Origin of the sequence: Breoghania corrubedonensis, from assembly GCF_003053845.1 — a bacterium.
GTDB classification, from domain to species: Bacteria; Pseudomonadota; Alphaproteobacteria; order Rhizobiales; family Stappiaceae; genus Breoghania; species Breoghania corrubedonensis.
Window position 1 is genome coordinate 138,020 of record NZ_QAYG01000008.1, and the last position, 25,349, is coordinate 163,368.

At 63.6% G+C, this 25,349-nt stretch carries 18 protein-coding genes, 1 tRNA gene and 1 pseudogene; 9 read left to right on the forward strand and 11 right to left on the reverse strand.

Annotation, left to right across the window (positions count from 1 at the left end):
- The first annotated feature begins 115 nt into the window (after window positions 1-115).
- Window positions 116-202: transfer RNA gene (locus C8N35_RS18180), tRNA-Leu, on the forward strand.
- A gap of 162 nt (window positions 203-364) precedes the next feature.
- On the forward strand, window positions 365-1,183 hold the full coding sequence (locus C8N35_RS18185; RefSeq protein WP_107991143.1) for an aldo/keto reductase: 819 nt from the start codon (window positions 365-367) through the stop codon (window positions 1,181-1,183).
- A gap of 63 nt (window positions 1,184-1,246) precedes the next feature.
- Here C8N35_RS18185 and htpG read toward each other — a convergent pair whose 3' ends face one another.
- On the reverse strand, window positions 1,247-3,268 hold the full coding sequence (gene htpG / locus C8N35_RS18190) for a molecular chaperone HtpG (protein ID WP_107991144.1): 2,022 nt from the start codon (window positions 3,266-3,268) through the stop codon (window positions 1,247-1,249).
- 610 nt (window positions 3,269-3,878) lie between these two features.
- Here htpG and C8N35_RS18195 point away from each other — a divergent pair.
- Together C8N35_RS18195 and C8N35_RS18200 are read left to right on the forward strand one after the other, a co-directional pair.
- Window positions 3,879-4,262 carry a DUF2794 domain-containing protein gene (locus C8N35_RS18195; RefSeq protein ID WP_107991145.1) on the forward strand — a complete coding sequence of 128 codons (384 nt, stop codon included), beginning with the start codon at window positions 3,879-3,881 and terminating at the stop codon, window positions 4,260-4,262.
- 78 nt (window positions 4,263-4,340) lie between these two features.
- Window positions 4,341-4,700 (forward strand): DUF6665 family protein, encoded by a 360-nt coding sequence (locus tag C8N35_RS18200; RefSeq protein WP_210203587.1) that lies wholly within the window; start codon window positions 4,341-4,343, stop codon window positions 4,698-4,700.
- Between the two features lie 62 nt (window positions 4,701-4,762).
- On the opposite strand, the gene thpR is transcribed toward C8N35_RS18200, so the two are convergent.
- The 3 genes from thpR to C8N35_RS18215 all read right to left on the reverse strand — a co-directional run bounded on the left by thpR (window position 4,763) and on the right by C8N35_RS18215 (window position 7,266).
- Window positions 4,763-5,302, reverse strand: a complete 540-nt coding sequence (gene thpR, locus C8N35_RS18205) for an RNA 2',3'-cyclic phosphodiesterase (RefSeq protein WP_107991146.1) — start codon at window positions 5,300-5,302, stop codon at window positions 4,763-4,765.
- Between the two features lie 162 nt (window positions 5,303-5,464).
- Entirely contained in the window at window positions 5,465-6,517 is a 1,053-nt protein-coding gene (locus C8N35_RS18210) for an aldo/keto reductase (protein WP_107991234.1), read from the reverse strand.
- 101 nt (window positions 6,518-6,618) lie between these two features.
- The gene (locus tag C8N35_RS18215) at window positions 6,619-7,266 is read right to left on the reverse strand and encodes an arylesterase (RefSeq protein ID WP_170122157.1); all 648 of its coding nucleotides are present in this window, start codon (window positions 7,264-7,266) and stop codon (window positions 6,619-6,621) included.
- Between the two features lie 186 nt (window positions 7,267-7,452).
- Here C8N35_RS18215 and C8N35_RS18220 point away from each other — a divergent pair, with 186 nt between their 5' ends.
- From C8N35_RS18220 to C8N35_RS18235, 4 genes are all read left to right on the forward strand, one after another.
- On the forward strand, window positions 7,453-8,175 hold the full coding sequence (locus tag C8N35_RS18220; RefSeq protein WP_107991147.1) for an ABC transporter ATP-binding protein: 723 nt from the start codon (window positions 7,453-7,455) through the stop codon (window positions 8,173-8,175).
- A 1-nt stretch (window position 8,176) separates the two neighbouring features.
- The gene (locus C8N35_RS18225) at window positions 8,177-10,792 is read left to right on the forward strand and encodes an ABC transporter permease (RefSeq protein ID WP_107991148.1); all 2,616 of its coding nucleotides are present in this window, start codon (window positions 8,177-8,179) and stop codon (window positions 10,790-10,792) included.
- A gap of 131 nt (window positions 10,793-10,923) precedes the next feature.
- Window positions 10,924-11,580: a GNAT family N-acetyltransferase gene (locus tag C8N35_RS18230; RefSeq protein ID WP_107991149.1), complete on the forward strand. Its 657-nt coding sequence runs from the start codon at window positions 10,924-10,926 to the stop codon at window positions 11,578-11,580.
- Window positions 11,581-11,775: 195 nt separating this feature from the next.
- Complete coding sequence (locus C8N35_RS18235; RefSeq protein WP_107991150.1) at window positions 11,776-12,555, forward strand: Bax inhibitor-1/YccA family protein; 780 nt, start codon at window positions 11,776-11,778, stop codon at window positions 12,553-12,555.
- Window positions 12,556-12,636: 81 nt separating this feature from the next.
- Here C8N35_RS18235 and C8N35_RS18240 read toward each other — a convergent pair whose 3' ends face one another.
- Window positions 12,637-13,920: an NAD(P)/FAD-dependent oxidoreductase gene (locus C8N35_RS18240; protein ID WP_107991151.1), complete on the reverse strand. Its 1,284-nt coding sequence runs from the start codon at window positions 13,918-13,920 to the stop codon at window positions 12,637-12,639.
- A 407-nt stretch (window positions 13,921-14,327) separates the two neighbouring features.
- Here C8N35_RS18240 and C8N35_RS18245 point away from each other — a divergent pair, with 407 nt between their 5' ends.
- A complete protein-coding gene (locus C8N35_RS18245; protein WP_107991152.1) occupies window positions 14,328-14,870 on the forward strand; it encodes a GNAT family N-acetyltransferase in 543 nt (180 codons plus the stop codon).
- Window positions 14,871-14,973: 103 nt separating this feature from the next.
- On the opposite strand, the gene C8N35_RS18250 is transcribed toward C8N35_RS18245, so the two are convergent.
- The 6 genes and pseudogenes from C8N35_RS18250 to carB form a co-directional block, all read right to left on the reverse strand.
- The gene (locus tag C8N35_RS18250) at window positions 14,974-16,461 is read right to left on the reverse strand and encodes a coiled-coil domain-containing protein (protein ID WP_107991153.1); all 1,488 of its coding nucleotides are present in this window, start codon (window positions 16,459-16,461) and stop codon (window positions 14,974-14,976) included.
- Window positions 16,462-17,682: 1,221 nt separating this feature from the next.
- Window positions 17,683-20,076: pseudogene (uvrB, locus tag C8N35_RS18255) on the reverse strand (excinuclease ABC subunit UvrB); the annotation flags it as partial.
- Window positions 20,077-20,307: 231 nt separating this feature from the next.
- Window positions 20,308-20,601, reverse strand: coding sequence for an Rdx family protein (locus tag C8N35_RS18260; RefSeq protein WP_107991155.1), 294 nt, complete (start codon window positions 20,599-20,601; stop codon window positions 20,308-20,310).
- 97 nt (window positions 20,602-20,698) lie between these two features.
- Window positions 20,699-21,004 carry an ATP-dependent Clp protease adapter ClpS gene (clpS, locus tag C8N35_RS18265; RefSeq protein ID WP_107991156.1) on the reverse strand — a complete coding sequence of 102 codons (306 nt, stop codon included), beginning with the start codon at window positions 21,002-21,004 and terminating at the stop codon, window positions 20,699-20,701.
- Between the two features lie 263 nt (window positions 21,005-21,267).
- Window positions 21,268-21,741 (reverse strand): transcription elongation factor GreA, encoded by a 474-nt coding sequence (gene greA, locus C8N35_RS18270; protein WP_107991157.1) that lies wholly within the window; start codon window positions 21,739-21,741, stop codon window positions 21,268-21,270.
- A 254-nt stretch (window positions 21,742-21,995) separates the two neighbouring features.
- Complete coding sequence (gene carB, locus C8N35_RS18275) at window positions 21,996-25,268, reverse strand: carbamoyl-phosphate synthase large subunit (RefSeq protein WP_107991158.1); 3,273 nt, start codon at window positions 25,266-25,268, stop codon at window positions 21,996-21,998.
- Window positions 25,269-25,349: the final 81 nt, after the last annotated feature.

Below are 25,349 nucleotides of genomic sequence, written 5' to 3' on the forward strand. Positions count from 1 at the left end.
TCCATTGTCATCATCGTGAGCGCGATCAACAGTCCTGTTGAGCGAGGTGCGTCTGACCGATTGACGCGCGCGATGCCGCCGTTATAGTCGCGCTCGCTTTCAAGCCGCGCACAAAGCCCCCGTGGCGGAATTGGTAGACGCGACGGATTCAAAATCCGTTGTCTTAACGGACGTGCCCGTTCGAGTCGGGCCGGGGGCACCACAAGCGCGATCGTCGGTTCATCTCCCGACGCATTTCGGTCCGGCGGTTTACCCGTCGCGCCGCTGCCCTAATTCCCTCTCCTGCATTACTGTTCGCCGTGCCCGCAGATGCGGAGCGTCGTGGCCCATCCGGGCGATTCGATTTCAGATCAGGAGACACTCCATGGAAACTCTCTCCACCCGGGGACTTGAGATGCCGCGCCTCGGCCTTGGCACCTACCGCATGGCGGGCGAAGCCTGTGCCCAGGCTGTGGAACACGCGCTTTCGCTCGGCTATCGCCATATCGACACAGCGGAAATGTACGAGAACGAGGAAGGCGTGGGAGCGGGACTGGCGGTCTCGTCGGTGCCGCGCGCGGACATTTTCCTCACGACCAAGGTGTGGCACGACCATCTGACGCGGGACGGTATCCGCCGCGCGCTCGATGGCAGCCTGGAAAAACTCAAGACGGACCATGTCGATCTCTATCTCGTCCACTGGCCCGCGCCCGACATGGACATGGGAGAAATCTTCGAGACGATGGCGGCCTTGAAGGAGGAAGGGCTCATCAAGGCGATGGGCGCCGCCAATTTCACGGTCGATCTCATGAAGAGCGCGGTGGAGGAAATCGGCGCCCCGATCGCCTGCAATCAGGTCGAGTACCATGTGAAACTCGACCAGTCGAAACTGCTGGGTTACCTGCGCGCGAAGGATATTCCGCTCGTCGCCTATGTGCCGCTCGGCCAGGGACGGCTGGCGGATGAGGACGGCCTTGTCGCGGTCGCAGAAAAGCACGGGGCGAGCCCGGCCCAGATCGCGCTCGCCTGGCTCATGGATCAGGACGGCGTCGCCGCGATCCCGAAGGCGGGCCGGCTCGAGAGCCAGCAGGCGAACCTCGATGCCCTGAAGATCACGCTCGATGACGAGGACCGCAAGGTCATCGCGGCGCTGCCGAAGGACCAGCGTTACGTCGACCCATCCTTCGCGCCCGACTGTGACTGAGACAACAGGCCGCGCGCGAAACGGCAGGGCAAGCCCCTGCCGTCTTTTTTGATCGGCTAAAGTTCAGCCGAGCCCTTTTTTCATCACTCGGGCCAGACGACCTGCGAAAGCGGCCGGGTCGTTCGGGTGTTCGCCGTCGAGAATGCGGGCCTGATCATAGAGCAGCCAGGCGGCATCCTTCGTGAAGTCCTTTGCGGCATCGTCACCCAGATGGGAGGCGAGCGATTTCACCAGCGCGTGACGCGGGTTGATCTCCAGTACGGGCTTTGATCCGGCGCCGCCCGGCGCGCCGTCGCGGCGGCTCATCAGCTTTTCGAACTGGCGGTCGGGGCCATGTTCGGGCGCCACCAGACAGACCGGGCTTTCGGCGAGACGCGAGGAGATGCGCACGTCCGTAACGGCGTCGCCGAGTGTCTCCTTGACGTAGGTGACCAGGGTCGCAACGTCCGCCGTGGCGCCCTTGCCCGCTTCGTCTTCCTTTTGTTTTTCGTCGTCAGGCAGCGTGATCGCGTCGAGATCGGCGGCACCCTGCGTCACCGAGCGGAACGGCTTGCCGTCGAAGCCCAGCGCGATCTGCACCCAGAAGGCGTCGACCGGATCGGAGAGAAGCAGAACCTCGACGTCCCGGGCACGGTAGCCTTCGAGCTGCGGGCTTGCTTTCACGGCGTCTGCATTGTCGCCGATGGCGTAGAAGATCTGGGTCTGGTTTTCCTTCAGGTCGGCGACATATTCGGCGAGCGTGCGCCAGCCATCGCCGGACTTCGTTGTCTTGAAGCGCGTAAGCGCCAGCAGCTTGTCGCGGCGCTCGAAGTCCTCGTAGAGGCCTTCCTTGATGACCGGGCCGAAGGTCTCCCAGATCTGGGTGTACTTTTCCGCGTCGTTATCGGCGAGCTTCTGCAACTCCGACAGGACGCGGTTGGTCACGCCCTTGCGGATCGCGTCGAGCACCGGGTTCGACTGCAGCATCTCGCGCGACAGGTTCAGCGGCAGATCCTGCGAATCGATCACGCCGCGCGTAAAACGCAGATAAGCCGGCAGCAGATCCACATCGTCGGCGATGAAGACGCGGCGGACATAGAGCTTCACCCGGCCCTTGCGGTCGGGATCGAACAGGTCGAACGGCGTCATGGAAGGCACGAACAGCAGCACGGAATATTCGTGCCGCCCTTCCGCCCGGTAGTGGAGCGTCAGCGCCGGCTCGTCGAACTGGCGCGAAACGTGACCGTAGAACTCCTTGTATTCTTCTTCCGTGATCTCGGATCTGGAGCGCGTCCAAAGCGCCGAACCGTCGGCGATCTCGCGTTCCTCGATCTTCGCCGCCGTATCCTTGTCTGCCTTCTCCTCGCCGTCGGGCTCGTTTTCTTCGCGCTCGGTCTCGCTCGCGAGCACGATCGGCACAGGCACATGGGCGGAATATTCACGCACGATCCGCTCGATCGTGGAGGCCTGCGCGTAATCCACCGACTCATCGGAAAGGTGCAGCACCACGCGCGTGCCGCGCGCTGGCGCGCTCTCAAGGTCGGCACGCTCGACGGTGAAGCTGCCCTGTCCGTCGGAACGCCAGGTCCAGGCCTCGTTGGAGCCGGCGGCGCGGCTCACCACGTCCACCTCGCCCGCCACCATGAAGGCGGAATAGAAGCCGACACCGAACTGGCCGATCAGCGACTGGCCGTCCTTGGCTTCGCCAAGGCCTTCAAGGAAGGCCCGGGTACCTGAGCGGGCGATGGTGCCGAGATTGTCGATGAGCTCCTCGCGGCTCATGCCGGTGCCGTTGTCGGCAACGCTCAGTGTGCGGGCATTCTTGTCGGTCTCGAGGCGAATGCGGAAGGTCTCATCCCCGGAAATCAGCTCCGGCTCGGTCAGCGCGCGCTGGCGCAGACGCTCGCAGGCGTCGGCGGCGTTCGAAATCAGCTCACGCAGGAAGATGTCCTTGTTGGAATAGACCGAATGCACCATCAGGTGCAGAAGCCGGGCGACTTCCGCCTGAAATTCGTGGGCCTCTTTGGATTCGGAGGTCTGGGGAGACGCATCGGCGGCCTTGTCGGCCGCAGTCCCGGCGGCGGCTTCGTTCGTCTTGCTCGTCATGTTCGCAACCCGTCCTGAGATGAATTCCTGTTCCCGTTCGCGTGAATGCGCATCAGGAGCGGGGCAGATATCGGTGGTTTTGCGGGGAGGTTCAAGCTTTGCGCGGAAGAGGCGCGACAGCGGGAACGAAAAAACCGGGCAAGCGGGCGGGGAAAATGCGGGCAAAGAAAAAGGCCGGCAAAGCCGACCCTGGAATTCAGTCTGGTGGATAATGTTGCCAGGTGGCCCGGTTCTTAGCCAAGTCCCCGGGGGGCTGGGGGGCTGAAAAATCCGAAGTCCCGGCGGAACCGGGCCGTCTGAGGCAACGATTGGAATATGGAAGTCCAAAGTGACGCCGCAAGGGCGGCATTAAGGCGAAAATAAGAATTTTAAGTCTGCGGGGCCCGCGCCGGTGGCACGCCCCGGATTTTCCGAAAAACACCCGGATTTCCGCGCCTGAAGGGCGAGAATGCGCACTGAGCGCATGATCCGGACCCTTCCCGCTTGCCACGTGCCGCCATGGGCGCAATCATGTTGGTGCGACGGCTCAGCTTGAAAGCAGGCTGTAAACGCCGCCGCCTGACACTTTCGCATTGCCTGGAAATGCACGAAACCAGCCAGAGGAGGCGTCATGAGCGAGGCCGAGGAAAGTCTATCGCTGCGCGGCGGAACCCCTTATTCGTCTCTGTCCGCCGCGCCGGTCAAACCCGCCCCGGTTGCCACATCCTTCAACCGGCGCGAACTGGGCCAGATTCTCCGGGTCTACGGACGAATGGTTTCGGAAGGCGAATGGCGCGACTACGCCATGGACTTCCATAAGGACAAGGCGATCTTCTCCATCTTCCGGCGAACCTCGGAAATACCGATTTATCGCATCGAGAAGGAGCCGAAGAACGCCCGCAAGCAAGGCGCCTATGCGGTGGTGGCTGCCGGCGGCATGGTCCTGAAGCGCGGGCATGACCTGGAAAAGGTCCTGCGGGTCTTCGAGAAAAAGCGGCATCTCAGGCTGGTCTGACGCGGTCGCCGGCTTAAGTTGAAGGGCGTTGACCTTTTCTAGAGGGTGCCTGCGGGCGCCGGACCGATCCCGTCTCGAATGCCGGACCAACTTTCCATGTCGCTGCGTCTGCCCCAACGTTTCGCCAAGATTTGTGATCTCGATCCTGTCGAACAGGCGCTGGAATACGAGGTGTTGGCCGAAAAGGCTTCCACGCTCGGCCGGCTGCAGGGAAAGCTGGAACGAGCGCTGGTGCGGCTGGCCGAATTCGAGCAGGCGGGCGGAGGGGCGGCCGAGCGCCGTGAGCGGCTGGTGGAAGAGGCGGGCGAGGCGCTTTGGTATGTCGCCATCCAGCGCGATCTTTGCGGGCTGCGGGTGGATGCGGTCTTCTACCGGACATTCCAGGTGCCGAGGGCGGTAATCAACCGCATGGGACCGGCGCGGCGCGGTGCGCCGTAAGAGGGACGCCGCAAGCCGTCTGTCCGCGCGGTTGCCCTATGTTCGAACCAGCCGTCGCGATCTCAGGCCGCCAGCGGATAGGTTTCCTCGATCACGTATGGTCCGCCGCCGGTGGAGGTCTTCGAGGAAAACAGCACGAAGCGGCCAGCGGTGAAGGCAGGCGCCTGGAAATCTCCGCGCATGGCGAGCCAGTTCGCGACGTCGGCCGGGCTGGTTCCGCCGCGCAGGCGGCAGACGGTCATGTGCGGCGTGAACTTGCGTCGTTCCGCCGGCAGACCCAGTCGCTGGATGATGCGTTCCTGTTCGCCCTGCAATTCGACGAGCGCCGGCGTCGGTTCCACCCGTGCATGGATCGAGTGCGGCTTGTCCTTGCCGAAGGCGCCCAGTCCGTCGAGGTGGATCTCGATGGGATCGCGATGGATACGGCCGAGCGCGTCGACAACCTCGTAGGCCAGCCGGTCATCGATATCGCCGATGAAGCGCAGGGTGATGTGATAATTTTCGGGTTCTATCCAGCGCGCATTACGCAGGCCGCCACGCAGCAATGACAGCCTCATGCCGATTTCGGCCGGGATCTCCAGGCCGGTAAAGAGACGCGGCATGGCTTATCTCCCCCGTTGCTGATTTTTGTTCAGTTTGGAATCGGCAAACCGGATTCGGCAAGGGTGAATAAGAGGCTGACGGGCTCCGGCGCGCGTATTTTTCCGCGACGTGTGCCAACCGGGCCGCGGAAGCGGCCCGGTCGATCATATGCGGTGAGCGGCTTACGGGCAGGTATTGCCGTGGATCTGGTAGGCCGTGTTGATCCGTTCGAGCGCCTCGTGTCCGAGATCGATTTCGGCGGCGTCGATATCCTGGCCGAGCTGATCGAGATTGGTCGCGCCGATGATCATCGAGGTGACGAACGGGCGGGAGTGGACGAAGGCCAATGCCAGTTCGGTCGGCGTCAGGCTCAGCTGTTCCGCCAGATCGAAATAGGCTTCCGCGGCCGCTTCCGCGCCTGGCGTCTGATAGCGCTGTTGACGGTCGAAAAGCGCCCAGCGCGAGCCCGCTGGCCGTGCACCGCCCCGGTATTTCCCCGTCAAGAAGCCCTGCGCCAGCGGCGAATAGGCCAGCAACCCGACCTGCTCGCGCGCATCGATTTCTGCAAGGTTGGTCTCGAAGGTGCGGTTCAGCAGCGAATAGGCGTTCTGGATCGAGGCGACGCGCGGCAGGCCCTTCGTTTCGGATGCCTGCAGATAACGCATCGTGCCCCAGGCGCTTTCGTTGGAAAGGCCGATGTGGCGGAGCTTGCCGGCCTTCACCAGATCGGCGAGGACGGAAAGTGTCTCCTCGATCGGCGTTTCGTCGGGGGCGGGATCCTGCGGCTGCCATATGGTGGGGTTGGTGCCGAACTGCGAGACGACGCGATCGGGCCAGTGGATCTGGTAGAGATCGATGTAGTCGGTCTGGAGTCGCTTGAGGTTCTTGTTGACCGCTTCCTCGATTTGGCTCCGCGTCAGCCGGCCTTCTGATCCATCGTCGCGGAACCAGGTGTTGCCCGTGCGACCGACCACCTTGGAGGCAAGGATCACCTTGTCGCGTGTGCCGCGCGCCTTGAACCAGGTGCCGATGATTTCTTCGGTGCGGCCCTGCGTCTCCGCCTTTGGCGGAATGGGGTAAAGCTCGGCGGTATCGAAGAAGTTGATGCCGCGTTCCAGCGCCAAGTCCATCTGGGCGTGGCCTTCGGCCTCGGTATTCTGCTCGCCCCAGGTCATCGTGCCGAGGCAGACGCTGCTGACCTCGATGTCGGTTCGCCCGAGTTTGCGCATTTCGATCATGTAGGAAGGTCCTGATTTTTTCGGATGGGGTCGGGACTTGCATCCCGTTTGCGTGAAAAGAGGGAGGTCTTTTCGGTCGGAAGAATGAAGAAAGGTTATCAGTCGCCCTTCTTGGCGGTGCTTGCGTCGGCGAGCAGGGCTTCCACGTCCGGGAGGATGCGCTTCACGATGACGGCGACGCCGGCTTCCGTGGGGTGCATGCCGTCGCCGAGATTGAGCGCCGGGTCGCCGGCCACCCCGTCGAGGAAGAAGGGATAGAGGCGAACACCGTATTTTCGGGCGAGATCGGGGTAGATCGTGTTGAAGGCACGACCGTATTCGGGGCCCATGTTGGGTGGAGCCAGCATGCCGGCGAGCAGCACGGGCAGGCCGCGCGCCTTGAGTTTTTCCAGCATGGCGGAAAGGTTCTTGCGGGTCTCTTCGGGTGCGACGCCGCGCAGCGCATCGTTGGCGCCCAGTTCCAGGATCACCGCGTCCGCCTTCTCGCCGACGGACCAGTCGAGCCGCGCCAGACCACCCGAGGTCGTGTCGCCGGAAACGCCCGCGTCGATCACGTTCACGTCATGCCCCTTTGCTTTCAGAGCACGCTGGAGCTGGTCGGGAAAGCCCTCGCCGGGATCGAGGCCATAGCCCGCCGTCAGGCTGTCGCCAAGGGCGACGATGGTGATCTGCCTGGCCCCGGCTTGGGGAATGGCGAGGCCGCAAGTGACAAGCAGGCTGGAAATCATGAGTGCCAGGAAGCGCATGAACCCTCTGGATTGATCGTGCCCCGTCCCCATATTGGGCAGAACGTGTGGTCGATACCAGTAGAGCATGTCCGTTGGAAGACCGCCAACCACGCGGTCTTCCAACGGACACTGTACGCGCGGCCAGTCGCCTGGGCCTGATACCGGTCCTATCATTTGGGTTTGAACAAGCCGAGGACAAGGCCCGTGGATCATACCGTCGACCAGCCGGCTATTTCGCTCCGGAACGTTCATCTCTCGCTGGGAACGGGCGCCGCCCGGGTTCATATCCTCAAGGGCATCGATCTCGACATCGTTCAAGGGCACTCGGTCGGCATCATCGGGCCGTCGGGGTCGGGCAAGTCGACGCTGTTGATGGTCATGGCGGGGCTGGAACGGGCCGACAGCGGAACCGTCCGTGTCGCTGGCACCGATCTTACCGGGCTTTCGGAGGACGATCTCGCCCGCTTTCGCGGCCAGCACGTCGGCATCGTCTTCCAGTCGTTCCACCTTATTCCCAACATGACGGCGCTTGAAAACGTTGCCGTGCCGCTGGAACTGGCCGGCGAGGCACACGCCTTCGAGCGGGCCAAGGATGAACTCGCGGCCGTGGGGCTCGGTGAGCGCGCAACTCATTATCCCGCGCAGCTTTCCGGCGGCGAGCAGCAGCGCGTTGCGATGGCGCGCGCGCTCGTCACGCAGCCGGACATCCTGATCGCCGACGAGCCGACCGGTAATCTCGACGAGAGCACCGGCTCGACGATCATCGATCTGATGTTCGAGGCGCAGGAGCGGCGCGGCACGACGCTTGTGCTCGTCACCCATGATCGCACGCTCGCCGAGCGGTGCACCACCAGCGTGCGTATCCATTCCGGCTTCATCGACGGCGATCCCATCATCCGCGCGCCCCACGCGGCGGCGGGGCACTGACATGGCGGGGTTCGTTGCCGCAAAATCGCCAGGCCGCGCCACCATCGCCACAGCCTTCCGTTTCGCCCTGCGCGAGATGCGCGGTGGCTTGCAGGGGTTCTACGTCTTCATCGCCTGCATCGCGCTGGGCGTGGCCGCGATCGCGGGCGTCGCCTCGCTTTCGCGCGGGCTGACAGAAGGCATTACCGGCGAAGGCCGCGCGATCCTCGGCGGCGACCTCGACTTCTCGCTCGTCCATCGTGAGGTGAGCGGGGCGGAACGCGAGTTCCTCGATGGGCTCGGCAAGGTTTCCGTCATCGCCAACATGCGCGCCATGGCCCGCACGCCATCCGGCGACAAGCAGGCGCTGGTGGAGGTGAAGGCGATCGATGGCGCCTATCCGCTATTCGGCAGTCTGCGGCTTTCCGGCGGCGGCGACGTGCATACGGAGCTCTTGCGCCATGATGATGCCTGGGGCGCGGTCGTCGACCCGGCGCTGCTGGCCAGGCTCGACATTTCGGTCGGCGACGAGATCACGCTTGGCTATGTCCGGCTCAAGGTGGTCGACACCATCGCGGGCGAACCCGACAAACTCAGCGGCGGCATCGATTTCGGCCCCCGGCTGATGATCTCGCGGGCCGCACTTGAGGCTTCGAAACTGCTGCAACCGGGCACGCTCGTGCGCTGGCATCAGCGCGTGGCGCTCGACGGCGCAAGCGCCGGGCCGACCGGGGATGTGGCCGTGAAGGCCGTGCGCGAGGAGGCGGAAACGCGCTTTCCCGATGCCGGCTGGCGTATCCGCAGCCGCGATAACGCAGCGCCCGGCCTGAGCCGCAGCATCGGTCAGTTCACTCAATTCCTGACGCTTGTCGGCCTTACCGCGCTTGTCGTCGGCGGAGTGGGTGTCGCCAACGCCGTGCGTGCCTTCCTCGATTCCAAGCGTCCGGTGATCGCGACCTTCAAGTGCGTCGGCGCGCCGGGCAGCTTCGTCTTCTGGCTCTATCTCATCCAGATCCTGATGCTGGCCGGTTGCGGCATCGCGATCGGGCTTGTTCTTGGCGCCTTGTTGCCGTTCGCGGCCGGGGCGGCGCTCTCGCAGGTGCTACCGGTCCAGGTGATCGCCGGCATCTACCCGGGCGAACTGGCGCTGGGGCTTCTCTACGGCGTGCTCACTGCGCTTGCCTTCGCGCTGTGGCCGCTGGGTCGGGCGCATGATGTGCCGCCGACGGCGCTGTTTCGCGACGAGATCGGCACACGGGCGCGGCTGCCGCGGCGGCGCTACGTGGCGGCGGCTGCGGTCACGGTGCTGGTGTTGGCGGGGCTTGCCGTCGTCCTCGCCTACGAGCCGCGCATCGCGCTCATCTATGTCTGCGCGGCGGCCGCCTCGTTCGTGCTGCTGTTCGCCGTCGGGCGCGGGGTCATGGCGCTGGCGCGACGCATGCCGCGTTTCAACGGTCGCTCGGGCCGGGCCTCCGCGCTTGCAACCGAATGGCGGCTGGCGCTGGGCAACATCCATCGTCCCGGCGCGCTGACGCCCTCGGTCACCCTGTCGCTCGGCCTCGGGTTGACGCTGCTTGTTGCGTTGACGCTGATCGACGGCAATCTGCGCCGCGAACTCACGACGCGGATCGCAGGCGAGGCGCCGAGCTTCTTCTTCCTCGATATCCAGAGCGGACAGATGCCTGCCTTTCGCAAGCTGATCGCGCGCGAGGCGCCGAATGCGGACCTCGTTACCGCGCCCATGCTGCGCGGCCGGCTGGTGAAACTCAACGGCGTGCCAACATCGCAGATCACGCCGGCGCCGGATGCGGCCTGGGTGCTCAGGGGCGATCGCGGCATCACCTATTCCGCCGATCTGCCGAAGAACTCCCAACTCGTCGCCGGAAAATGGTGGCCGAAGGACTATGCGGGCGAACCGCTCGTTTCCTTCGAAGGCAAACTGGCGAAGGGGCTAGGCCTGAAGATCGGCGACCCGGTGACGGTCAACGTTCTGGGGCGCGAGATCACGGCGCGGGTCGCCAACACCCGTGACGTCGAATGGGAAAGCCTGGCGCTGAACTTCGTCATGGTGTTCTCGCCCAACACCTTCGCGGGTGCGCCGCACTCCTATCTCGCCACCGTCACCTGGAAGACGCCGGTCACTGCCGAGCGTGAGATCGCGCTTCTCAAGGCTGTTTCCAACGCCTTGCCGACGGTCACCGGCGTGCGCGTCAAGGATGCGATCCAGCAGGTCAACGATCTCGTCGGCCAGCTTGCCTGGGCGATCCGCGGGGCATCGGCCATCACCCTCATCGCCAGCGTGCTTGTTCTGGCGGGCGCATTGGCTGCCGGTCACCGCAACCGTATTCACGATGCCGTGATCCTGAAAACGCTGGGCGCGACGCGCGCAAGGCTGATCGCGGCTTACGTGATGGAATACGCCATGCTGGGTCTTGCCACCGCCATTTTCGCCGTGTTCGCCGGCACAGTGGCCGCCTGGTATGTGATCGTGAAAATCATGCAGGTGGGCTTCGCCTTCCAGCCGATGACGGCGCTTGTCGCGGCGCTTGTCGCGCTCGCTCTCTCCGTTGGCTTCGGCCTGATCGGGACCTGGCGGGTGCTCGGCGAGCGGCCGGCGCCCGTCCTGCGCAATCTCTAGCTTTTGTGATAGTCTGTCGCCGCTACCGGTTTTTTCGCCGGTGCCGGACCGTAAGCGGCCGTCTCTTCGATTTTCGCTGTTTCTCCAAGTTTTCCGAATTCGTATTCATTTCAAGGCAGTGAGTATGTTTCATGAAGCCGATTTATCTGGAGCAGGTGCTTGATTTCGTTCGCGAAGTCGATCTGAGGTTCGGTGCCCCCGGTTCAGGTGGTGCCCGTGCGAACCTCGAACAGGACGCGGTTTCGCTGCTGTCCTCTCTCAATCAGATCCAGCGCGACCAGCTTGCCGCGGGCATGGCGGAAGTGCGCCGCCTGTTGCGGGCCTCTGCCGTGCGGGTGGACGTCGAGGCACCCGAGAGCGCGGATGCGCGATGGTGCATGCAGGAGTATTTCCAGGAACTCGCCCGCCGCTTTGACGCCGGCTTCGATCCCGCCGTGAGTAATCCGGCCGATGAAGCGACACTGCGTCCGCCAAATGGTGTCTTCGTCATCGCCCGGCTCGACGGGGAGCCGGTTGGCTGCGGCGCGCTCAAGTCGATCCGGCCGGGAATGGGCGAACTCAAGCGCATGTGGGTTGCCGATCGCGCGCGCGGGCTGGGTGTCGGGCGCCGTATCATCGAGGCTCTGGAGGGCAGGGCGCGGGATTTCGCCATTTCCCTCCTCAGGCTCGAGACCAACAGGAACCTCACGGAGGCACTCTCGCTGTACCGTTCGTCGGGCTACCTTGAGGTGCCTGCCTTCAATGACGAACCCTATGCGCACCACTGGTTCGAGAAAGAGATCGGCTGAACAGGCGCTGACGGCCTGCGCCATGTCGTTGCGAGAGAGAAGAGTTTAACCAATTCAAGGGGGAGGGGGATAAAATCACGCAAAATTGCCATCAAGCAGTCTTGTTCGTGGTATTGCATGCCACCATATTCGATACAGCGCCCGGATAGGCGCATTTGTTGTCTTTTCGGGGCGTAATCAAAAGCGAGGATTTCGATGGCGACCTTCGACCGTAATCAGGCGACCCGGTACGCGGGTTCGCGCGCCGAGGCCGGCCTTTATGACGCTGGCCTGCGGGCCTACATGCTGCGCGTGTACAACTACATGGCGCTAGGCCTCGGCATCACCGGGCTTGCCGCTCTTGGCACCTACTCGATGTCAGTGACCGAAAATGCTGCCAATGCCGCCGCGCAGCTTCCCAACGGGATGATGCTGACGAGCCTTGGCGTGGCGCTGTTTGCCAGCCCGCTGAAGTGGGTGGTGATTCTGGCGCCGCTGGCGATGGTGTTCTTCCTCTCCTTCCGCATTCAGAAAATGAGCGTGGGGGCCGCGCAGGGCACTTTCTGGGCCTATGCCGCGCTGGTGGGCATCTCGCTCTCTTCGATCCTCATGGTCTACACGCACGAGTCCGTGGCGCGGGTGTTCTTCATCACCGCAGCCTCCTTCGGCGGTCTGAGCCTCTTCGGCTATACCACCAAGAAGGACCTGTCGGGCTGGGGCTCGTTCCTGTTCATGGGCCTGATCGGCATCGTCATCGCGTCGGTGGTGAACATGTTCATCGGCTCCAGCGCGATGCAGTTCGCCATCTCGGTGATCGGCGTTCTGGTGTTTGCGGGCCTCACCGCCTACGACACGCAGCAGATCAAGGAAATGTACTTCGAGGGCGACAGCGACGTCACCGCCGGCCGCAAGGCCATCATGGGCGCGCTGCGTCTGTATCTCGACTTCATCAACCTGTTCATCATGCTGATGCAGCTCTTCGGCGATCGCCGATAGACGTTCGCTGCGTAACTGAAAACCGAAAACGGGCGCGGAGTGATCCGCGCCCGTTTTGTGTTTTGGAACCGGCCGTTTGCTTCAGGCCGGTTCCTTGTCCTTGAGCTTCGAGATGTTCAGCATCTGCATGACCGCCTTTTCGTAGTAGGGCTCTGTGGAGCCCTTGCGGACCTTGCGCAGGAAGTACTTCTCGAAGGCGACCTTCGCCAGATGCACCCACTTGCCACTCGACGACCAGTTGACGTTGCGCGGCGGGTTCTGCGGCTGGGCGACGAAAACCACGCCGCCATCGCCGAAATCGGCGAGACAGATGGCGTTCCACGAGCCCTGGTGGGTGGGTTCCTTGCCGGCGACGATTTCCTTCAGGTTCTTCGCGATCGCGGTCACCATGCTTTCGATCATGTAGCCGGTCTTGGGCACGCCCACCGGAACCGGGGTCGCCTCCAGCGGGGCGATGGCGATGCACACGCCGGCACCGAAGATGTTTGTGTATTTCGGGTTGCGCTGGTGCTTGTCGACGATGACGAAGCCGCGCGGATTGACCAGACCTTCAAGTCCCGTCAGCGCCGGGATGCCGCGGAAGGCGGGCAGCATCATGGAAAAGTTGAAGGGCAGGTCATGGGTCTTCTTCACCGCGCCGCCATCGTCGTGCTCGGCGACCGTCATCTTGCCCTCTTCCACCTTCTCCACCTTGGCATTGGTGATCCAGCGGATGTGGCGCTCGCGCATTTCCGATTCCAGCAGGCCCTTGGTATCGCCCACGCCGCCAAGGCCGAGATGACCGACATAAGGTTCGGCGGTGACGAAGGTCATCGGCACCTTGTCGCGGATCTTCCGCTTCCTGAGGTCGGTATCCATGATCATGGCGAATTCGTAGGCCGGGCCGTAGCACGAGGCGCCCTGCACCGCACCGACAACGATCGGCCCGGGATTGGCGCAAAACGCCTCCCAGCCGGACTGGGCGCTGGTCGCATGCTCCACGTCGCAGATCGAGTGCGTGAAGCCGTCGGGACCAAGGCCCTCGACCTCGTCGAAGGCGAGTTCCGGGCCCGTCGCGATGACGAGATAGTCGTAGCCCATCGTTTCGCCGTTGGAGAGGCGGACGGCGTTTTCCTCCGGCAGCACCTTTTCCGCCGCCGCATGGACGAATGTCACACCATGGCGCGGCAGGGTCGAGGCGAGGTCCACGGTGATGTCCTCGCGCGTGCGCCATTTCACGGCCACCCAGGGGTTGGAGGGTGTGAACTGGAAGTAGGGCGCCTTGGAGACGACCGTCACCTCGTGTGACTTGCCAAGCGCCTCGCGAATTTCATAGGCCGCCGATACGCCGGCCACACCACCGCCGAGAATGAGAACCCGGGACATTGCATTCCTCCTGTTTCCTCCCGCGGCGTGGGCTTGTTCCTTTTTGATCTTCGATCTGCCGGAGCGGGCTTTCATCGCGACGCAAGGGTAGGTGCATCATGACGAAGGGGCCGCCCGGATCGCATACGTGCGCGGGCGTGTGCTGCATTATATTAATACATTCGTATGTTAGTATATAATAATATTTATGGCAATGACGAAGGCACATGACGCAAGGGCGCTCATCCGCCGGGCCGATGAAATCAATATGCTCCCTGCGTCAAGTCAAGCTCGCGAAACATCCCGGCGGCATTGATAATTTTCCATGCCACCCTCTGGACGAACCGGATAGGCGGGCGCAAAGTCGCCAAGGCTCGCTTTCGAGCCATTTCCACCTCTGCCCCGCCTCATGCGAGACTTTCAGCTTCATGCCCGATCTTACCATCCGTGCCGCTTGCGGGGACGACATTCCCGCGATCACGGCCATCTATGACGAAGCCGTCCGGACCGGAACGGCGTCCTTTGAACTGGTTCCGCCCAATGAGACCGAAATGCACCGGCGGTTCGAGACGCTCGTCGAGGGGGGATATCCCTATCTCGTGTGCCACGGCGAGATCGATGGCGCGGCGCGCCTGCTCGGCTATGCCTATGCCGGAGCCTATCGGCCGCGGCCAGCCTATCGCACAACGGTAGAGAACTCCGTCTACGTGGCGGCCGAGGCGCGGCGGATGGGCGTCGGCAGGCAGCTCCTCACGCGGCTCATCGAGGAAGCGACGGCGCGCGACTTCCGGCAAATGGTGGCGGTGATCGGCGACAGCGCCAATGTCGCCTCCATCGAGCTGCATCGCTCGCTTGGCTTTTCGATGGTGGGCACGCTGAAGAATGTCGGACGCAAGTTCGATCGCTGGCTGGATACCGTGGATATGCAGCGCCCCCTCGGCGAGGGCGCGCAGACGTCGCCGCGCGGATAGAGGCGGTCAATAAATAAGAGAGGCGGTGGCCCCGTCCGCAGGCCGGAGCCATCCGTTCATCCGTGTTGCACGCCCCGTCGAAGGCCAGCGGCAGGTTCACATCCTAGTCGCGGTCTCGCAGCTTGACGATGTTGCCGTCGTCCTTGCCCGTGGTATCACCGGGTGTTCCGCCGCCAGTCTCCTCGGCAGGCGAGAAGATGTCGGCCTCCATGTCCTCATCCGCCGCCAGGACCTTTTCAACCCGCTCCACCGCATCGCCGCCGGTGGCGTGTTCGAAGGAAATGCCGTCCTTTTCCATCGCCATCTGGTAGTTGGCGATGACGGACTTGAGCTGGGCGATCTGATCCACGGCGCTGTCGTACTTGATACGGTAGCGCTGCAGTTTCTTGTTCTCTTCCACCAGCTCTTCGTTGTTGTCGGCGTATTTGAGGTTCTGGCTGCGCTCGTGGTTGAGGTCGGTCAGGATCGCGTTGTAGCGCAGGTTCAGCTCGCGCAGCTTGGCATTGGCGCCGACGAGCTCGTTGCGGTCATGCTCGTGGTTCTTCTGGGCGCCATCGAGCAGGTGTTCGATCTCCTGCATGCGCTTGACCATATCGCGGTTGCGCTCCTTCAGCGAGTTGTTCTCGGTGGCCATTTCCTGCAGAGAATGGGCGCCGATGCGGCGCTGCGAGGAGAGGTTCTCGATCTCTGAATTGAGCGTGTAGATCTCGTTGTCGTGCTTGCGCTTTTCCTCTTCCAGCCGCGACTTGGCGTACTCGATCTCCTGCTCGGAGATATCGAGGCGGGACTTGAGGTCGATCGATTCGTTGCGGAACTGCATGACTTCGCGCTTGGCCGCCTCAAGCTCGGAGGTGAGCTGCTGCGACTTCTTCACCTCCTGCTCCAGCAGGGCGGCGCTTTCGGCGAGGTTCTGCTGCAGTTCCTTCTCGCGCTTGGTGACACCCTCGAGCGCATTCTTCAGGTTCTCGGAATGCTCCTCCTGGGCGGCGAGCTTGGCGCTCGTGTCCTTGAGTTCGCCGGTCAGCTCGGCGATCTGGGCGTTGGCCTCGACGAGCCGGGCGCTCTGGGAGCGATACTCCTCGTTGACCTTCTTGTTGTTGTCGCGGATGGAGACGAGGTCGTTGCGCGCGCCTTCCAGCGCGGTGCGCGTTTCCGTGGCGCGTTTCCGCAGCGAATGGACCTCGGCCTGCGCTTCGTCGAGTTGCGCGGTGAGGGATTTCACCTCGTGGTTGCGGTCTATCAGGTCGGTGGCGAGCTTGGCGTTTTCCGACTTCAGCCGGATCTCGGTCTCGATGTGGGTCCGCGCGGAATCGACGAATTCCGACAGAAGCGAGATGGAATTTGAGCTTTCGGCGGCCAGCGCGTTCATCTGCTCGAAGGTGCGCCCGAGCCCGCCGACGCGGGATTTCAGGTTGTCGAGGCTGCGCAGCTTCTCCTGCATGCGCAAGGCCAGCGGCGAAATTTCCTGAACGTTGGAGTCCTCCATGTCCGCGTTGTCGAGCGCTTCTTCTTCGTCACGCGCGCCATAGGGCGTCGGCCGCGCGCCGCCCTCGCCGGAAGGCGGGTTCTGCCTGCTGGAGAAAATACCCATGTCTGTACTCCTGGATGACGCCATACGGCCCTCTTTCCCGCCGTTGTCCGGTACGCCAAGGGATATAGCGTTAACCGGATGTTAACGATAGTAAGGGCTCTCGCCTACTTATATATGCCGCTAGGGTAGTGGAATGGAAACTTTGGCGCCAACAATAAAAACGGATAATAATTAGATTTGTTAAATATTGACTGTCATAAATCACGTGTAAAGCAATTGATCTGATTGGTTAATATTGATTTTAATACGAAGCGTGCGAAAGCGGTCGTTTCAGAGACTGCTCGCAGCGCACGCACGTTCGGCGCCTGGGCCCGCGGGTCCGGCGTTGGAGGGGAATCGGCAGGGCGCGGCCGGCATTGCCAGGCCTTTATCGGTGTTCAATCGAGTCTTCGGCCATGGCGACGTTACCCTGCCCACGACGTTTTCCCGGAAGTCACGCTCTGGCTCTCGACTTGGCTCACCCACACCACGACTTCGAAGGCATGCCTGCGGCGGTACCCCCTGAGCGATCCGGCGCCTTTCCCGAAGGACTGGTTCCGGTCGTTCCAAAGCCGTGTGCCCTGCATACCCGGGCCCCCAACGACTGTCCGGTCGCGTCAGCCTACTCGGGTCCGTTAGTCCCTTTGAGCCAGACGCCGTCACGATCCCCGGCCAACACGACAGACGGTCTGCCATGGCTTCCCGCTCATGGCCGGGCGATGGGAAAAGGATAAGGGGCGCGAGAAGGGGCGGGGATAAGTTTCTTTGGGCGGGCGTTGGTTTGCCTCGGTGTTGCAGCAAGCACGGTCTGGCTCCCTCTCCCATGGGGAGAGGGCTGGGGTGAGGGGATGGGATGTCACGTGGATACGGATGACCCGACACCCCTCACCCGGAGCTTCGCTCCGACCTCTCCCCGTTGGAGAGGTGATAGGGCCGGCTTCTTTGGGCTGGAAGCTTCGGTCCGGGACATGGAATTTCCTTTTCCGTGGAGACGGGCCCCTACCTCCCCGCACGTCCCGTCTTGCGCGGACGTCCCCTCGGCCCCTTCTTCTCCTCGCTGCCGATGCCGGGTCGGCCGCGCGGGGTGGGGGGCTGGTCGCTTCCCAGCGGGACTTCCGTCCTTCCCACCGTCATCTCGTCCAGCTTGTTCTTGCGCACCTTGGATGAGGCCAGAACGTTCGCGTTGCCGGCGAATTGCCGCTCGCCGCGATAGCCGCCGCTCTTGTCCTCGATCGCGGACTGGCGGGCCAGCGGATCGTCCGAGATCGCCAGTTCCGTCTCACGCAATCTCTTGACCTCGTCGCGCAGGCGGGCCGCTTCCTCGAAATCGAGGTCGGCGGCGGCATCGCGCATGCGTTTTTCCAGCGCCTCGATATGGGCCGAGAGATTGTGGCCGATCATCTCGCCGGCCGCTTCGGCAAAGCCCGAATCCACCGTGACGTGGTCGCGCTCGTAAACGCTGGAGAGAATGTCGCCGATGTTCTTCTTCACCGATTCCGGCGTGATGCCGTGTTCGGCGTTGTAGGCGACCTGCTTGGCACGGCGGCGATCGGTCTCGTCGATGGCGCGCTGCATCGAGCCGGTGATGCGGTCGGCATAAAGCAGCACCCGGCCGTCGACATTGCGCGCCGCGCGGCCGATGGTCTGGATCAGCGAGGTCTCGGAGCGCAGGAACCCCTCCTTGTCCGCATCCAGGATCGCCACCAGGGCGCATTCGGGAATATCGAGGCCCTCGCGCAACAGGTTGATGCCGATCAGCACGTCGAAGGCGCCGAGGCGGAGATCGCGCAGGATCTCGATGCGCTCCAGCGTGTCGATGTCGGAGTGCATGTAGCGCACGCGCACGCCGGACTCGTGCAGGTATTCGGTCAGATCCTCGGCCATGCGCTTGGTCAACACGGTGACGAGCGAGCGGTAGCCCTTCGCCGCCACCTCGCGCACCTCGCCCAGAAGGTCGTCGACCTGGGACTTGGCCGGGCGGATCTCGACGGGGGGATCGATCAGGCCGGTGGGGCGGATGACCTGTTCGGCGAAGACGCCGCCCGCCTGCTCCATCTCCCAATTGCTTGGCGTCGCGGAGACGCAGACGGTCTGCGGCCGCATGGCGTCCCATTCCTCGAAGCGAAGCGGGCGGTTGTCCATGCACGACGGCAGGCGGAAGCCGTATTCGGCCAGCGTCGCCTTGCGGCGGAAGTCGCCCCGGTACATGCCGCCGATCTGCGGAACGGTGACGTGGCTCTCGTCGATGAAGACCAGCGCGTTGTCCGGCAGATATTCGAACAAAGTGGGGGGCGGCTCGCCCGGCGCGCGGCCGGTGAGATAGCGCGAATAGTTCTCGATGCCCGCGCACGAGCCCGTCGCCTCGAGCATTTCCAGGTCGAACAGGGTGCGCTGTTCCAGCCGCTGCGCTTCCAGCAGCCGGCCGTGGTTGTTCAATTCCTCGAGGCGATGGCGCAGCTCCGCCTTGATGGATTTCGCCGCCTGGTTCAGCGTGGGTTTCGGCGTGACGTAGTGCGAATTGGCGTAGACCTTGACCGATTTCATCTCGCCCGACTTCTGGCCGGTCAGAGGGTCGAATTCGGTGATGGAGTCGATCTCGTCGCCGAACAGCGAGATCCGCCAGGCGCGGTCCTCGTAGTGGGCGGGGAAGATCTCGATGGTGTCGCCGCGCACGCGGAAGGCGCCGCGCTGGAAGGCGGCGTCGTTGCGCTTGTACTGAAGCGCGACGAGGTCGGCCAGAAGCTGGCGCTGGTCGATGCGCTCGCCCACTTCCAGAGCGAAGGTCATTGCGGTGTAGGTCTCGACCGATCCGATACCGTAGATGCACGACACCGAGGCGACGATGATGACGTCGTCGCGCTCCAGCAGCGCCCGGGTGGCCGAGTGACGCATCCGGTCGATCTCCTCGTTGATCGAGGATTCCTTCTCGATATAGGTGTCGGTGCGCGGGACGTAGGCCTCCGGCTGGTAGTAGTCGTAGTAGGAGACGAAATATTCCACCGCATTGTTCGGGAAGAAGGATTTGAACTCGCCATAGAGCTGGGCGGCCAGCGTCTTGTTCGGTGCGAGGATAAGGGCGGGGCGCTGGGTGCGGGCGATCACCTGCGCCATGGTGAAGGTCTTGCCCGAGCCGGTGACGCCGAGCAGCACCTGGGTCTGCTCGTTGTCATTGGCGCCGGACACCAGATCGGCGATGGCTGTCGGCTGGTCGCCAGAGGGCTGAAACTCGGTGACAAGCTCGATGGGCACGCCGCCTTCGGACTTTTCGGGCCGCGGCGGGCGGTGCGGCGTCCACAGCTTGCCGTCCTTGTGCAGCGGGTTGCCGCTTTCGATCAGGGCAGATAGCGCGGCGACTGTGGCGGTGGCGCCCTGGTCGCCGGAAAGCTCCGGCAGCGCATTCTTGCCCTTGCGCTTGTTGCGTTTCTTCGTCTCCGCAACCTGTTTGGCGAGCAGCTCCTCGGCGTCTTCCAGCGAAATGTCGAGCCCGGCGATAGGGTTCATGCCGCCGGCCGCCTTGGCCTTGGGGCTGACAGGCTGGCTGGCGGGCGCGTCAGCCCTTTTGGCGCGGGATTTCGCCGGCTTCTTCGCTTCCGACTTCGGGGCCTTGTCCGCCTTCTTCGCGGGCGGCGCCTTCATCGCCTCCTCGGAAATCTCGCGCGCCCAGTTGGAGACGGAACCCGACAGGGGAGCCCCCTCGAACGGAGCTTGCGGGCTTTCGCCGAAGCCGGCGTTGTCGTGTCCGGGCGTCTCGGGAATATCGTCTTCGCGGGGGGAGGATTTCTTCGGTGCCATGCGGCCGAATATGGAGCGACTCCCCGCTCAAGGGAAGAGGCGGGGTTGCGGTTTTGTTCCGGGCAGCCGCACGGCTCAATCCCGGTCGACATGTCCCAGGGCAAGATCGGGATCGATCACGTCGCGCAGCCGTTGCTTGATCACCTTGGGCTGGGGAAAGCCGTTTTCGGCCTTGCGGTCCCACAGCAGGGTCTCATGGCCTTCATGGCGCACGGTGACGTGATAGACGCCACCGGTCGCCGGCACCAGCTTCACCGCTCCCAGTTCTTCCGAAAAGGTCTGCAGAAGCTCCTGTGCCATCCAGCCCGCGCGCAGCAGCCAGTTGCACTGCCGGCAATAGGTGATTGTAACAGTGGGCTTGTCGGGCATGGACGCGTCTTCTTGTGGTGGTGAGAGCGGGCCGCAGATTGGTCTTCCGCCGCGCGTCTGGCAAGGGGCCATGCGTGGCGCGCGCGACCGTGCGCGGTTATTCCTCGGGCTCGGTCGTGAACATGAGCGGGAAACCGAACTTCTTCGCCATGTCGACGGCCCGCGTCGCCTTCGTCTCGGCGATGTCTCTCTGGTAGACGGCGATGACGGCGCTGCCCTTCTGGTGTGCGGTCAGCATCACACGCCCGGCCGTCGCCTCGTTCATGCCGAACTCGGCCTCCAGCACCATCACCACGAATTCGCGCGGCGTGTAGTCGTCATTGATCAGGATGACCTTATGCATCCTCGGCCGTTCGAGCTTCGGCTTCGTTCCGGTTTTCGGCTTGAGGTCGGTATCCGGCATGCGGGTCTCGTGTGTTGGCTATGAGCCTTGGGCGGGGCGGGTTCTCCGTTTCCGGAAATAACCCAGACAATCGCCCCAACCCTCTTCCCGCGGGAGGCGGTGCATTATCCTTGCGGCTTCCGCCTTGCGTCCGAAGGCGCATTGTATCGTCAACTAGTGCGGCCGCTCGATTTCGACAGGGCCGGCCCCGCTTCGCAAACGCGAAAAGGCGCGCCTTGACGGGCGCGCCTTGATACCTGTCCTTGCCGAGTGGCTGCGCGTTCTCAGACGAACCGCACTTCCGTGATCTCGTAGGAATGGGCGCCGCCCGGCGCCGCGACCTCGACGCTGTCGCCGACTTCCTTGCCGATCAGTGCCCGCGAGATCGGCGAGGAGATGGAGACCCGCCCCTCCTTCACGTCGGCCTCTGCGTCGCCGACGATCTGGTAGGTCTTTTCTTCCTCGGTGTCCTCATCGATCAGGGTCACCGTCGCACCGAACTTGATCTTGTCGCCGCTGAGCTTGGAGACGTCGATGATCTCGGCACGCGACAGCTTGTCCTCAAGCTCGTTGATGCGCCCTTCGTTGTGGCTCTGCTGTTCCTTGGCGGCGTGGTATTCGGCGTTTTCGGAAAGGTCGCCATGCGCGCGCGCCTCGGAAATCGCCTGAATGATCCGCGGGCGCTCGACCGAGGTCCGATGCTTCAGCTCCTGTTCGAGCTTGGCGTGGCCGCCAATCGTCATCGGGATCTTTTCCATGCGTTATCGACCTCTCGGTACGGTCGCGCCACCCTTCAGGCGGCGCCGACAGTCAATAAAATACGGCCGGGCGCCGGGGTTTCCCCGAGGCGCCCGCGCCGATCAGTTCAACGAACCGGATAGCCAGGATCCGGTCAACAATCTCTCGCTACGGGCTTTCACACGATCATTCGTGCGGTCCTCCGGGCCGTTCTCCGTCGGTGCCGCGTATGCTGCGCACCCGGATTTCGGACCGTCGAACGCCGTCGCGTCTCTCAGGCAGCCGAGGGGAAGTAATCCTGCAGCGGCCTGACTTCAAGGCTGCCGGTCTTGTATGCCTCAATCGCCAGCACAGCGGCAATCGCACCTGCCAAGGTGGTGTAGTAGGGCACCTTGTGCAGCAGCGCCGCCTGACGGAGGGACCGGCTGTCGGTCAGGGCCTGAGCGCCTTCGGTCGTGTTGAAGACGAGATGGACCTCACCGTTCTTGATAGCATCAACGATGTGCGGCCGCCCTTCAAGCACCTTGTTGATCTTGCGACAGCTAATTCCCTTTTCCTCGAGATATCGCTGTGTTCCGCCGGTGGCGATGATCGAAAAGCCGCAGCGTTCGAGGATGCGTGCGGTCTCCAGGATGCGCGGCTTGTCGGCGTCGCGCAGGGAGATGAAGACGGTCCCTTCGGTCGGCACCTTGACACCCGCGCCAAGCTGCGATTTCGCAAAGGCCACTGGATAGGCGCGGTCGAGACCCATCACCTCGCCGGTGGAGCGCATCTCGGGGCCCAGTACCGTATCGACGCCGGGGAAGCGGGCAAACGGGAACACCGCCTCCTTCACCGCAACATGTCCGAGCTCGCTCCGGCTCAATGCGAAGTCGGCCAGCGCCTCGCCGGCCATGATGCGCGCCGCGATCTTGGCCACCGGAATGCCGATGGTCTTGGCGACGAAGGGCACGGTGCGCGAGGCGCGCGGATTGACCTCGAGCACATAGATCGTGCCGTCCTTGATGGCGTACTGGACGTTCATCAGGCCGCCGACATTGAGGGCCAGCGCCATGGCGCGGGTCTGTTCCTCGAGCTCGTGCAGGATATCGGGCGACAGCGAGTGCGGCGGCAGGGTGCAGGCCGAATCACCGGAATGGATGCCGGCTTCCTCGATGTGCTCCATGATGCCGCAGACGAACACGTCCTTGCCGTCGCACAATGTGTCGACGTCGATCTCGACCGCATCGGAGAGATAGTGGTCGAGCAGAACCGGGCTCTTGCCGGAGACGACGACGGCCTCGTTGATGTAACGCTCGAAGTGCTCGTCGTCGCGCACGATTTCCATGCCGCGGCCGCCGAGCACGTAGGAGGGGCGAATCACCGCCGGGAAGCCGATTTCCTTGATGATCGCGCGGGCTTCATCGACCGAGTGGGCGATGCCGTTGTCCGGCTGCTTGAGGTCGAGCTTGTGCAGGAGCTTCTGGAAGCGGTCGCGGTCCTCGGCCAGATCGATCATGTCGGGCGAGGTGCCGAGGATCGGCACGCCGGCATCCTTCAGCGCCTGGGCGAGCTTCAGCGGCGTCTGGCCACCGAACTGAACGATCACGCCCTTGAGCGTGCCCTTGGACTGCTCGATACGGATGATCTCCATCACGTCCTCGCCCGTCAGCGGCTCGAAGTAGAGCCGGTCGGAGGTGTCGTAGTCGGTGGAGACCGTTTCCGGGTTGCAGTTGACCATGATCGACTCGTAGCCGGCGTCTGCCAGCGCGAAAGCCGCGTGACAGCAGCAGTAGTCGAATTCGATGCCCTGGCCGATGCGGTTCGGTCCGCCGCCGAGGATCATGACCTTGGTCGCCTCCGAGGGCTGGGCTTCGTTGGCGGTCTGGCCGGCGAAGGGGGCTTCGTAGGTGGAATACATGTAGGCGGTCGGCGAGGCGAACTCGGCCGCGCAGGTATCGATGCGCTTGTAGACCGGGTGCACGGCGAGCGCGGTGCGCCGCGCCGTGACGTCCTCTTCCTGGAGCCCGGCGAGCTTCGCCAGCCGGGCATCGGCAAAGCCCATGGCCTTCAGCGTGCGGAAGGCTTGCGCATTTTCCGGCAGACCGTGTTTCGTGACCTTGTTCTCCAGCTCGACGATGTCGCGGAGCTGTTCCAGGAACCAGGGATCGATCTTGCAGGCCTCGTGGATCTGCTCGTTGTCGAGGCCGAGCCGCATGGCCTGGGCAACCTTCAGCAACCGGTCCGGCGTCGGCACGCCGAGGGCGGCGCGGATGGCATTCTTGTCGTCGCCCTGGCCGAGGCCCGGAATGTCGATTTCGTCGAGGCCGGAAAGCCCCGTCTCCAGGCCGCGCAGCGCCTTCTGCAGGCTTTCGGGGAAGGTGCGGCCGATGGCCATGACCTCCCCGACCGACTTCATCGCCGTCGTCAGCACCGGCTGCGCGCCCGGGAACTTCTCGAAGGCGAAGCGCGGGATCTTGGTGACGACGTAGTCGATGGAGGGCTCGAAGGAGGCGGGCGTCGCGCCGCCGGTGATGTCGTTTTCCAGTTCATCCAGCGTGTAGCCGACGGCAAGACGCGCGGCGACCTTGGCGATCGGGAAGCCGGTCGCCTTGGAGGCAAGCGCGGAGGAACGCGACACGCGCGGGTTCATCTCGATGACGATGAGCCGGCCGTCTTCCGGATTGACCGCGAACTGCACGTTGGAGCCGCCGGTTTCCACGCCGATCTCGCGCAGAACCGCCAGCGAGGCGTCGCGCATGATCTGGTATTCCTTGTCGGTCAGCGTCAGCGCCGGGGCGACGGTGATCGAATCACCCGTGTGCACGCCCATCGGGTCGACGTTCTCGATCGAGCAGACGATGATGCAGTTGTCCGCGCGGTCGCGGACCACCTCCATCTCGTATTCCTTCCAGCCGAGCACCGATTCCTCGATCAGCACTTCGCTGGTCGGCGAGGCGTCGAGGCCGCGCTCCAGGATGTCGAGGAACTCTTCCTTGTTGTAGGCGATGCCGCCGCCGGTGCCGCCCATGGTGAAGGAGGGGCGCAGGATCGCCGGCAGCCCGATTTCCTCAAGCGCCGCATAGCCGTCGGCCATGGCGTGGGCGAGCTTGGAGCGCGGCGTATCGAGACCGATCTTGGTCATCGCGTCCTTGAAGCGTTCGCGATCCTCGGCCTTGTCGATGGCGTCGGCGGTCGCGCCGATCATCTCCACGTCCCATTTGTCGAGGACGCCCATCTTGCGCAGGCTGAGCGCGCAGTTGAGCGCGGTCTGGCCGCCCATGGTCGGCAGCAGGACAAGTTTCTCGTCGGGACGCTCCGTGCGTTCCTTCTCGATGATCTTGGCGACGATCTCCGGTGTGATCGGCTCGATATAGGTGGCATCGGCCAATTCCGGATCCGTCATGATCGTGGCGGGGTTCGAGTTGACCAGGATGATCCGGTACCCCTCCGCCTTCAGGGCCTTACAGGCCTGGGTTCCGGAATAGTCGAATTCGCAGGCCTGTCCGATGACGATCGGACCTGCACCGATGATCAGAATGGAGTTGATGTCTGTACGCTTGGGCATTTCGGCTCCCGGGGTCGCGCATCGGGCATGCGTCGCCTGCGACACGCGGCATGTGTCGGTAGGGGAGTCGCATCGCGACAA

Bases quoted from the DNA above. Each gene is read 5' to 3' on its own strand.
- C8N35_RS18185 (WP_107991143.1), top strand. From the start codon at position 365: ATGGAAACTCTCTCCACCCGGGGACTTGAGATGCCGCGCCTCGGCCTT.
- htpG (WP_107991144.1), bottom strand. From the start codon at position 3,268: ATGACGAGCAAGACGAACGAAGCCGCCGCCGGGACTGCGGCCGACAAG.
- C8N35_RS18195 (WP_107991145.1), top strand. From the start codon at position 3,879: ATGAGCGAGGCCGAGGAAAGTCTATCGCTGCGCGGCGGAACCCCTTAT.
- C8N35_RS18200 (WP_210203587.1), top strand. From the start codon at position 4,341: ATGCCGGACCAACTTTCCATGTCGCTGCGTCTGCCCCAACGTTTCGCC.
- thpR (WP_107991146.1), bottom strand. From the start codon at position 5,302: ATGCCGCGTCTCTTTACCGGCCTGGAGATCCCGGCCGAAATCGGCATG.
- C8N35_RS18215 (WP_170122157.1), bottom strand. From the start codon at position 7,266: ATGCGCTTCCTGGCACTCATGATTTCCAGCCTGCTTGTCACTTGCGGC.
- C8N35_RS18225 (WP_107991148.1), top strand. From the start codon at position 8,177: ATGGCGGGGTTCGTTGCCGCAAAATCGCCAGGCCGCGCCACCATCGCC.
- C8N35_RS18230 (WP_107991149.1), top strand. From the start codon at position 10,924: ATGAAGCCGATTTATCTGGAGCAGGTGCTTGATTTCGTTCGCGAAGTC.
- C8N35_RS18235 (WP_107991150.1), top strand. From the start codon at position 11,776: ATGGCGACCTTCGACCGTAATCAGGCGACCCGGTACGCGGGTTCGCGC.
- C8N35_RS18240 (WP_107991151.1), bottom strand. From the start codon at position 13,920: ATGTCCCGGGTTCTCATTCTCGGCGGTGGTGTGGCCGGCGTATCGGCG.
- C8N35_RS18245 (WP_107991152.1), top strand. From the start codon at position 14,328: ATGCCCGATCTTACCATCCGTGCCGCTTGCGGGGACGACATTCCCGCG.
- C8N35_RS18250 (WP_107991153.1), bottom strand. From the start codon at position 16,461: ATGGGTATTTTCTCCAGCAGGCAGAACCCGCCTTCCGGCGAGGGCGGC.
- C8N35_RS18260 (WP_107991155.1), bottom strand. From the start codon at position 20,601: ATGCCCGACAAGCCCACTGTTACAATCACCTATTGCCGGCAGTGCAAC.
- clpS (WP_107991156.1), bottom strand. From the start codon at position 21,004: ATGCCGGATACCGACCTCAAGCCGAAAACCGGAACGAAGCCGAAGCTC.
- greA (WP_107991157.1), bottom strand. From the start codon at position 21,741: ATGGAAAAGATCCCGATGACGATTGGCGGCCACGCCAAGCTCGAACAG.
- carB (WP_107991158.1), bottom strand. From the start codon at position 25,268: ATGCCCAAGCGTACAGACATCAACTCCATTCTGATCATCGGTGCAGGT.